The organism is Rhizobium sp. SEMIA 4085, from assembly GCF_013004495.1.
Classification (GTDB): domain Bacteria; phylum Pseudomonadota; class Alphaproteobacteria; order Rhizobiales; family Rhizobiaceae; genus Rhizobium; species Rhizobium gallicum.
This window is the reverse complement of sequence record NZ_JABEPH010000513.1, coordinates 1-3,255: the sequence shown is the minus strand read 5'-3', so window position 1 is coordinate 3,255 and position 3,255 is coordinate 1. Positions and strand designations below refer to the sequence as shown.

General features: G+C 58.4%; 1 protein-coding gene and 2 pseudogenes. 1 reads left to right on the top strand and 2 read right to left on the bottom strand.

What is annotated here, in order from left to right:
• Nucleotides 1–1,711 (bottom strand): annotated as a pseudogene (locus tag C9413_RS30130) (TRAP transporter large permease subunit); the annotation flags it as partial.
• Between the two features lie 841 nt (nt 1,712–2,552).
• Complete coding sequence (locus C9413_RS30125; RefSeq protein ID WP_223844047.1) at nt 2,553–2,897, bottom strand: methyl-accepting chemotaxis protein; 345 nt, start codon at nt 2,895–2,897, stop codon at nt 2,553–2,555.
• Here C9413_RS30125 and C9413_RS34345 point away from each other — a divergent pair.
• A pseudogene (locus C9413_RS34345) lies at nt 2,818–3,252 on the top strand (methyl-accepting chemotaxis protein); the annotation flags it as partial. The gene C9413_RS30125 and the pseudogene C9413_RS34345 sit on opposite strands and share 80 nt — an antisense overlap.
• Nucleotides 3,253–3,255: the final 3 nt, after the last annotated feature.

The following is a 3,255-nucleotide window of genomic DNA, read 5'->3' as shown; positions in this document are numbered from 1 at the left end:
CCCGGGTAATTGCGCAGTCAGCTGAGTAGCCACCGCCGAAGGGAGGCGCGCACCGGCCGATTCCGATCGCCAACACGACGAACATGGCTTAGTGCAACTTATGGATGCCCAACTGTCGAGCACCCCGACAGAGAAAGGGTGCGAACAGGACGATCGCAGGTATCCCTTCGAGCACACTGCCAAGGATGATGAATATGACGATCGAGACGATCATGAATGTGACCGCACCCCCCGGAAGGCTTGAAAGGCTTTGTGCCAGAGCTGTCGAGAAGCCTGATTGCGTCAGGCCCCATGCCATCGCCGTGGCCGCGCCAATAATCAGAAGGATGGAACCGGATAGGCTCGCCGTCTCGACAAGCATCGGCTTGAGCCGGCGCCAGTCGAACTGACGGTAGAACACCAGACCCGCGACAACCGAGTAAGCAATGCCAATAGTCGAAACTTCTGTCGCCGTAGCGACACCTTCGATAACGGCTGAGCGGATAACGAACGGAAGCGCGAGGGCAGGGAGTGCGGTGACAAGCAGCTTACCGATCTGCCGTCGGCTTGCTCTCTTGGCTTGGCTCGAGTCGTCGTTGCGGCAGCGCCAGCGGACCAAGAAGCAGAGCGTTATCGCTAGAATGAGGCCCGGCAGAAGGCCGCCGGTGAACAATGCTGCGATCGATACCCCGGTCGCGGATCCCACCGTAATCAAGACGATGCTAGGCGGGATTGTTTCTGTCTGAGCACCGGTTGCCGAGAGAAGCGCGACAAGATCGCCCTCGTCTGCTCCGCGCGCCTTCATCTCCGGAAACAGGACCGGCGCGATAGCGGCCATGTCGGCAGCCTTCGATCCTGAGATCCCTGACACGAGATACATCGCGGCCACCAGCACATAGTGAAGCCCGCCGCGCACATGGCCAAGAAGGCTGGCGAGGAACGCAACCATCGCCCGCGCCATACCCGTCATCTGGATGAGCTGGCCGAGAAACACAAACAGAGGGATCGCGAGAAGGATCAGATGGCTGACACCCTCATCGATCCTGCCGACAATGATCAGAGGTGGCGTTCTGGTCGTCAGAATGAGGTAGCCGAATGTGGCGATCGCGAATGAAAAGGCGATCGGCACGCCGCCAAAGACACACGCTGCAACGCCGCCGACAAAGAAAATGAGAAGATTGAGGTTCCCAAGACCAACGAGCACGGGCTTCAGCGCCCAAAACAAGCAGAAGACCACTGCTATGGCAGCAACGGCACCGAGTGCGAGACGGAGATTCGAACTCTGCAGAAGCCGCAACACCGCGAAAACAAGCATCAAAGCGAAGCTCGTTGGCAGCGCCGAAGCGCGCCAAGAGTTCTGAATATTCATCGCTGGTGTCCAAACGTAGGACTCCTCGATGGCGTATTCCAGAGATGCGGGCAGGATCAGTACGAGGAAGGCAAGTGCCGCCGCAACCGAAACCAGTTCAACGAAGCGGCGCGTATCGCCCTTCAACGCGGTAACCAGGGCCGTCATGCGCATGTGTTCCTGCCGCTGAAACGCGACGGCCGAACCCAACATGGCAAGCCAGAGGAACAGGATTGAGGCTAGCTCGTCCGACCAAACCAGTGGCACGTGGAACACATACCGAGCGACGACGGCCGAGAACAGCAGAAGAATTTCGCAAAGCACTAGAAGTGCTACCGGTATCTCCAGGCCCTTTACCAAGCCGTGCTCAACCCTGCGTGCCATTGCAGCCAGGTTTGACGTGCTTGTCACTACATTCTCGATGGTTCGGTGAACAGTCATAGTGGCCTCCTCATTCGGCCACGCCTGCTCGTTTGCGTGCGTGTGCAGCGCAGTCGTCTATCCGTCAAAATCGATCCTCCCACTGCCGTTCACGCACTACTTCCTGCGGGAAGCTGACCAGCTTCCGTCCTCCCAAGTGCGTTTCAACGAACTTCGCGCCCAGCTTCTCTTGGCGTAGGTATAAGGTATGAGGTCATACCCATGTTGGCAAGCACTTTTTCTGCCGGCTGGGTGTCTTGAACAGGAACAAGTACGCCCGGGGTCGAGGCATCGATCGGTCACTCGACCGGTCACTGGATCGAGATCACAGACCCGGGCTCGATGGCCCTCAAACAGATCGAGCGGTTCCACTGGCTGGTGTGCACAAATGTCAGGGGATCTTGGAGCCGATTAGGCGTCCCGTTTGACGACGGGGGCAAGCCGCATCCTGTTCATCGCGCCGCCGCGATCGGATTTCTTGAAATCGGCGACCGATCGCCTGTGCCGGCTCGATGTCGCCACCGTTCCGTCCCTAGTCCTTCGGGAGCGGCGAACCTGGCGCGTGCTTGAACCCAGGACGTGCGCCGCCGACCTCAAAACGCCGGACGGCCTTATTGACCTTGCTGTTTTGACAAGTCGTCTCGCGCGCTTACCGCAGGTCAGCGGCCCTCTGAGTTTTCAGCGCCGCTAACTTCTTTCCGTAGATCGCTGCGTCGTCAGGGGCCTGTCCTCCGCCCGATGCTAATCCCTCTGGAGGGAGGGACGTCACACCGGACTTGAAAGTCCTGCTTTGCATCGGCTCCGGCTATGCCGCGGCTAGATAAAGCGTTGGCTCCTCTGAGCGGCTGGTCTTTGCCGGCCCACCGGCAATTTGGAACCTGGACAGCATCTCGAAAAGCGATGCTGTCTCCTTCGCGAGATTGTTCACGGCAGAGGTCGACTCTTCCACCAAAGCTGCGTTCTGCTGTGTCGGTGATTCAATCTTACCGACTGAGAAATTGATTTCCTTGAGCCCGTCCGCTTGAACGCGAGAAACCTGAGCAATGGCGTCGACGTTCTGATTGACGCTCTTAGTAGCGCAGGAGGTCAGAGACCTGGCGCAAAGGTCTGCGGCGGCGGCGAAAGAAATCAAGTCAATCAAAATATCCAACCTGCATATCAATGATGGGGTCCAGCGCGTGCAACAGGCCGGCAACGCTTTGGGCCAAATCGTTGTTCTGGTGCATGAGGCTATGACAAACATTCGGTCTTCTTCGGTCGAAATAGGCAATATCATCGTGTCATCGATGAAATCGCATCAGACGAACCTTTTGGCTTTGAACGCAGGCATTGAGGCGGCTCGGGCGGGGGGACTGGCCGTGGGTTCGCGGTTGCCCGATGACTTAATCCGCGGGCGCATCACACACACGGCTGGCGGATCTGCCACCTTCCGTAATCTCGGGCGGCCTGAATGGCCTCAGGCTGTCGCTCAGGGGCGGCGACGAGCAATCGTCCGCTTAGTCTGAGGA